The sequence below is a fragment of the Parendozoicomonas verongulae genome (assembly GCF_009711465.1).
Taxonomy (GTDB): Bacteria; Pseudomonadota; Gammaproteobacteria; order Pseudomonadales; family Endozoicomonadaceae; genus Sansalvadorimonas; species Sansalvadorimonas verongulae.
In genome coordinates this window covers 1-7,271 of record NZ_SMME01000723.1, presented here as the reverse complement: position 1 = coordinate 7,271, position 7,271 = coordinate 1, and the positions used below count along the sequence as shown (strand labels likewise).

Annotated in this window: 2 protein-coding genes; both read right to left on the bottom strand. The window is 47.0% G+C overall.

Annotated features, from left to right (window positions below):
- Positions 1-3,656, bottom strand: a 3,656-nt coding sequence (locus E1189_RS03965) for a DEAD/DEAH box helicase (protein WP_230460137.1), incomplete at its 3' end; no start/stop codon positions are given.
- A gap of 231 nt (positions 3,657-3,887) precedes the next feature.
- Positions 3,888-7,199 carry an STY4851/ECs_5259 family protein gene (locus E1189_RS03960; protein ID WP_155158767.1) on the bottom strand — a complete coding sequence of 1,104 codons (3,312 nt, stop codon included), beginning with the start codon at positions 7,197-7,199 and terminating at the stop codon, positions 3,888-3,890.
- Positions 7,200-7,271 lie beyond the last annotated feature (72 nt).

Below are 7,271 nucleotides of genomic sequence, written 5' to 3'. Positions count from 1 at the left end.
AGTTGTAACGCTTTTCTATACGCAGGATCGATATCACCTGATAGCTTGTCCAGCAGCTTACTGTGCTCCTGTTGCCACCGTTCACGAATAGAACAAAGCAGCTCAACACCATCACGAACAATAGACGATAAGGATGAGCCGTTAAGAGCTGTATTAGCCGTTAAGTCTCTTACCGGCTTCTCCAGTTCCTCGGGAGTAGATTGCAACCAGTCGATAAACCGCTGGCAAACAGAGTCCTGATCTCCACCAAAGAACCACTTCAGATTTAACTTTGTCCGATCTTTATCCGTATTGCAGAATTTTCTAAGAAAAATTGCCAGTAACATGGAATTAACGTGACGCTGAACAATACGGTCAGAACTCAATGTAATTCCGGGCGCGGGTATTGCAGTAACAAAAGGCCACTTGGGATTTGCAAAGGCTCTCTGGTTATGGGGGGCAGACTTGCACAGTGTATAGGCAATCGCTCTTGCCTCACTTCTTCGCCCTGCCCGACCGGCCCTCTGCAAGTAATTCGCAGGGTGTGGAGGTACGTTGTTCATGACAACTGCCGAGATACCACCGATATCAACGCCCATTTCCATTGTCGTAGAACAATTGAGAACGTTGACCTTACCGGTCTTGAACATCTCCTCATATTTCTCCAGCTTTTCAGAAGACTGTTGAGCAGAGTGTTCTGCTGTCCGATAGTAGAAACCGCCCTCTACGGTGCGATCACTGATATCGGTCCAGAGGTTCTCGCTTCGTGCCACCTGAATGTCTTCATTAGCAGAAACCAGCTTACGAATTTGTGTAACTACCGGCACACCACTGCTATCCGCCTCCAGACTGGAAAGCTCGGGAATTGTTACGTGCTTACAGCGGTAATCACGTGTATCAAGTGTCTGCGGCAAGTAAGGAGTAAATCCTCTAAAGGTTGTGTCTATCAACCTGTGAGTAATGGGACAGACCCAGGCTTCCTGAGGTAAGGAGAAGGTCAAAGTATCAAGCTTGATAGCCCTGCCACCTTCATAGTTTTCCAGAATCCTGCTGGTATCAGTCAGATCTTTCCATGCCTGGTTTAGCCAAAGTGTAAGTTTATCGGCATTTACAGCTATGGACTTGTCCATACCTGTTGCCAGCTCAAGTAGCTTGACCAGTCTATGTCTTCCATTTTGTTTCAGACTAGGCCACTTTTTAACCGTTGAACTGGTAATGACTTCCGACTCTGCTGAATACATCAGCTTGGGTGTGAATCTGCTCCCCATCCAGTTCTGCATAGTTTTGTCGAGTCGAACAAAGGTGTTTTCCCTGATGACAAAATCAAGAGCAACTTTAAGGAAGTCTTTCCAATCATCAAGTGTAAGCAGACTTGTATTAGCCTTGTCCCCTTTTGCACTTATAGCTGTTGTTGCTTCCCAGAACTGAGGAGACTGTTTTACACGATCAAGCCCCTGATAACCAACTTTAACCAGGGCAAGCGTCTCCGAGCTGTTCTGATTCTTTGGCCGTCTGGAGAACTCACGCGCCAACAATAAGCGCGCCATGCTCAAACCAGCTTCATGACCACCAAAAAGAACCGGGTTAGCGTATCTGTTGTAATCCAGTATGTACTGGTCAACATCTCTGAAGCTGGCTAATTCAGTAGTGAGGTCAGTCCACGAAACTTCAGCAATAGCAGTCTCTGCTGCTGTAGTCTCCGCCCCCTGAGCAGCTTGCATTAAAACTTCTACAGGTAAGTTAGACTGCTTCGCAATTGCTTCCCATTGGGCTCTAGTCATCTGCGGCTGAGAAGATGGTTCAGCATCTGCTTTTATTTGTGCATTTCTTAAAACTGTAAAAACAAGCCCCCTAAGCTTCGAGCGCTCTGCTTCCTGCTGCATTCTTACCGCCATTCTGGCAGTACCCTGACGGCTATCGGTAAAGGTAATCAGTTTTCGACCGCGACCGGGCAGTTCTTCCGGGGATTTACCATCACAGTCTTCTTTATCTGGGTCCGGGCAGTATTCAAGAACCGTAGGCACAGCATTCGCAACATAGAATGGCGCGCCAAGATACGCACGCTTCAGCATTCTGTCTTGTTGCTTATAACTGAAATTACAGGCAGCACAGCTTTCCTTCTTTTCCTGAGAAAACTGTATCTGAATGGTTCTTGATGCTGTAAGACTACCTAGTGTAAGTGTGTCCAGATCAAGTGGTGCCAGATCATAATCATTATGACTATGACTATGGGCTGAAATGATTATTTTCTTGCTTGAACCAGGCCCTGTTATGTCAGTCTTGACTTCCGAATCATCTGATTCCTCAGTCTCGTAAGTCAGAGAGAACTCATCACCGGCATAAGGGCTGCACTGATGTAGCTTATCCTGTGTCTGGCCCTGATCACCAATAGACTGTCGTATTTCAGCAATCAGATGTGGTTCCCTGCAGTCCTGGCAAAAACCCAGTTCGTAAACCGGTGCATTACATTCACAGCGGGCACGCTGAGACACATAAACATGACCAAAAGGCCAATTATTGAGCATCTGTCCTTTATGGGAGCAATCAGGGTCAACACAACTCCATAAACCATGGAGCATTCGCTGGAAGAAGTGCGCTCGAAGCTTAAGAAATGGAGGTTCACCTTTTTCAGGTCGGGTACCAGTTAACAAATCCAGCCAGGCCAATACTTCCTGCTGCATACCCTCTAGACTGTCAGACGATAAGTAAGGTCGAATACAGTCAACCATGTCATTAAGGTTCAGCGGCTTATCATTGTTAACCACTGCATGACGAAGTGCTTTTGCAGCACTGTTTTTCTGAAGTGCCTGAAAACGATTGCCAGATACCTCCTCACCCGTGTCGATTTCCAGCAGCTCATGTATTGTTTTCTGTTCATTCCGCAGATCCTGCAAGTCTGGCCAGACTCGTGAGCCGCCTATAACACTCACCTGCTCACGTCGAACACCCGCAAGACCCGCCAGATAGTCCTGAAGCTTTTCTTTAGCATCTTCTCCGGCAATGGTGGCCGATGTCGCTACAAAGCGAATGTCCTTTGCATCTCGACCAAACGCCTGCACAACACGGCGTAGTAGCAGAGACAATTCTGCCGCCTGAGAACCGATATAGGTGTGAGCCTCATCAAGTACAATCCACTTTAAAGACTGCTGTTTTCTGGATATTTCCAGTATTGGATTGTCTACCTGACGAACCAGCATATATTCCAGCATGGTCGCATTGGTCATCAGTATAGGCGCTGGTTCCTTTCTCAAGGACTCTCTGGACAGTTGCTGGTTAGGGTGCGCTTTTTTAAGATTGCGAATATCCGGATCAGAGTCACTTTCCACTGTATTGCCGTTGTAAAGACAGAAACGGATATTCTTGTCAAAGTTACGAGTCCAGGCATCCAGCCTTTCCTGCTGGGAATTAATCAAAGCATTCAGAGGATAAAGAAACAGAGCATTGACGCCTACCAAGGGCTGCTTTTTTTCCTCATACTGTCTAATAAGGTCTTGCAGAATTGGCACCATGAAACACTCGGTTTTACCGGAGCCGGTACCACTGGTAATAACGACAGAGTTTGCTTCAGGTTTAAGCAACGTCTGCCATGCCTTTAACTGGTGCTTATATGGCTCAGCTTTGATTGGAAAACGGTAGGCATGAGCCGTTGTTAAGGTTTCCACCAGCTTTCTGGACAACAGATTTCCTTCAAGTTCACCAAAAGTAGTACCTGAAGTTTCCCAACCAAAAGTGTGTTCAAAAACCGGTGGAGCAAGAAAGCACCCTTCCGCTCCGAGTTTGTTGTTCATCTGACTGGCAAGGTGCTGCCTGAGACCACTATGGTTAATACCTAGAACACTGAGCGTTGCTTCTCTGCTGCGTGAAAGGCTCTGGCTAACAAGACTGGAAAAATAGTGCATTTCTATACCTTAAACGTCAGCTGTTAGCAGATAGGAAACCATTAACGCATGTGCCGGTTCATACCAGTCACAGCGATTAAAGTCGGATGCAACTCTGATCGAAAACTTGAGGAAACCCGGATCTGAATGCAGGGACTCCATGCTTTCCCTGCCTGCAGTAACATAAGCCATAAATACCGGCAGCAAAGTCACCGCATGTGTAAAGCCGGTATTAGACAACAGTTTAATCGTATCTGGCAGGTTCTGCCTCTGAATCCAGGCTCGCAGTTCGACACCGAGCTCTGTTGGCCACCTGTTGTCCAAATCGTGATTTTGACGCAGTTCCTGATACCACATGGGGAGAACGATTTCCGGTGGCACCGTATTCTTGTTTTCAGGGCAGCCGGTCTCGATGTATTGACCCAGATGCACAAAACCAGAAACCACATGCAGCAGAATTGTTCTATGACTGCTCATTAGCCCATCCACATAGCCTTCAGGTGTTCCCAGTTGTTGATACCAGGAACGCATTCCTGAATAAGCATCCCGCCATAAAAACAAACTGATACTTTCCCAGATAATGGCCAGCTCGTCTCTCACCCTGTTACAGAAGGCTTCATCCATATGCATTCTGAAAATAGACACGGCCAGTGCCTTGGGATTTCGGGCTAAGGCCTGCCAGGTTTCGAATACAGACAGCGGCAAATGATTGAATTCTGTCTTGATATCAAGCAAATACTGCCAGCCACTGTGCTGCAGGTTATTTGCCATGGCCTCTATCTGCTGATCAATCACCCCCATGTTAAACCTTGGATGGTACAACTCTGTCGCCTGATGGAGCGACATTGCCTCGGCAGAGTAATCTGGCTCTTCTGCATTAGCCGCTACATGAAGAGCAGGTCGGAATTGAATGGGGGATTCAGGGCGAGGATAGATCAACCAGGTTCCGGCCTTGTTCATGACCTCAGGTAGAATGTATTCACCGGTAGGCACGCCCTGGCTGGTCAATGCCACTAAAGAAACAGGTTTCTGCTTGGGATCAGACAGAAGCATTGCCTGAACATCCAGCAATTCGTTGATTAACTGCCGATTCAATCCGTAGACCGATAACTTGTCACTGCCCTGCTTCTCAACAACACCTGAGTATCGGCGTATATTAAGATGCAAAAGCGGCTGGTTTGAGGACAGAGTCAGTCGGACGAAAGCATCCTGATTGTCCACTGATCCCAGCAGGCGTTGAATCTCGGACTGAAAGCTGAACAAGCTCAACACATGTGGCTCAATACCTACCTTGTAGGAGAAGTTTCGAACCAGTTTGGCATCACTCTCTCTTCGTGAGTAAGGCCCGATCAGCTGTAAGGAAATATGAAAGTCCTGAATACGAGTTTGCCCTGAAAACAGTTGCAACTGCATGCCTAACAGATCATCCAAAGTCAGATCAGTCTTGCTAACCGGCTTATCATCACTGATCAGTCGGGCTCCCTGATAAGGGTAAGGAATAATCAGCTCTACCGGTTCGATAGATTTATTACTGCTGACTTCAATTCTTAATTTGGCCGGTATCGTTTCACTGGTGTGATTAAGATAGAGATAGTGGCCGTTAGAGGTTTTTTCTTCATGACTTCTGACCTGTTCATCAAGCACCTGGATCAACAAGCCCTCGCCATTATAAATTCGGAGCTTGGCTGGCTGGTCACCAATGGCCGGGAAAGCAGAAATGTAGAACCCCTCTGGCAAGGTGCTGATCTTTCTCTGCAGAAGCGTTTCGCCCTGCTCGTTTTTCACCTGATAGCGAACAATTCCGGCGTTAGTGTACTGATGGGTTTGAGAGATTCTCTGGCCATTAACCCAATGATGAAGCTGAACATGAGAATACTTATAGCCTTCAGGCAAATTCAGCTTTGGAAAGCCAACAAAGACTGTATTGGAACGGGATTCATACAGAGAAATTTTGCCTGACAAGGAGGGTAATAATGTTGCATCCTGCAGCTGATTCAGTCGAATCCGATAGACATCTGAAGCCTGCTTAATTAACAGGTCTTCTGTTCCCTGATACCAGCGTTCCTCCGTATCAGATAAACCTTCAGCATTCCCTGATACTATCAGCGCGCCCTGAGGTAACCTTACCCTGACTTGCCCTGTATTCAGGTGGCAGGAAGCTTGGGCTGCCAGATACCAATCATCTTCCTTTTGCTCAAAAATAAGCGGGGCATGATTGTAATCAATGGAGCTGCTATCAAAACTGAAAATATGAACGGGACGACCATTCTCCAGAAGCTTAAGCAAAACAGGTGCTTCAATGTTATTTCGCTTTAGGTTGATATGCTGCTCAGGAAAACGGATTTTAAGATTACTACCATCATTCTGAAGGTATACAGTGCCACCCTTAGCTATGAGTCGATCGCCCTCATAAAAACCGAGTTCCAGTCGGGTGGTCGTGAGATTCTCTAACTTTGGCAAAGTCGTATTTTCAGGAAGTATCAACTCGGAAACGATTGACCAATTCGGCAGAGTCCCTACCAGCTTATGCTGTGTCGTAAAAGCCAGAGCATCTTCCAACCTCTGTTTATGCTCACGCTGTCGCTCACCTGCATCCTTGAGCCACTCATTAATCAGAGACTGGGCATTGGACTGATCCAGAGGTACCGGAAACGCCGAGCGCCAACCCGGTTCCTTTTCGTCGAGGAGTGCAACCGGGTTAGCCTGCTCTCTGATTGCATACTTCTCTGCCAGAAACATCAGCTGATCGACAATACCCGCTAGTATCTGCATGGTTTCCATATTGGTAAATGCCTGCGGAAGACCATGGTCGGATGTATTGATAATATCAAGAGTTGTTCTTAGTCCCTGGGCAGTTCGGTAATGATTCCGAAGCCCTTTTTTTACGATACGACCAAAGCCGTGATGACTCGATTGCACCAGCTGCCAGGGCAAGCCTCCTTCAGCAAACAATGAGCCTAACAGGTCTCGACCATGCTCACGTTGGCGAATATGTCGTTTCCAGAAACCTTCGAGGCCATTTTCCAGCAAATAGCCTCGTTGTGTTGAAGTAAATTCACATCCTACGCGACTTTCCAGTTCTTCCCAGGACCACACACTGTTGTATTCACGGCGATACCACTCGGCAACAAACAGGCAGTAACCTGCTGCCCAATGCCCTCCTTTCACCGGATCAAGAGCGAGCCTTTTATCAAATCTTAGTATTGTTTCAAGCTGCTGATATTCTTCTGAGGAGACTTGGTAGCTATACAGTGGCTTGGTGCTGATTGGGCCTTTGAAATGCTCTCTGGTAAACAGAAATTCAGAAAGCCATCCCTTGATACTGGTAGTTATTGACATCATTGTTTCCTTGGTCAGCTCCAACCATTGCAGCTCGAGCTGTTCAACTGAACAACCACCGACTGAAGTCGGTGG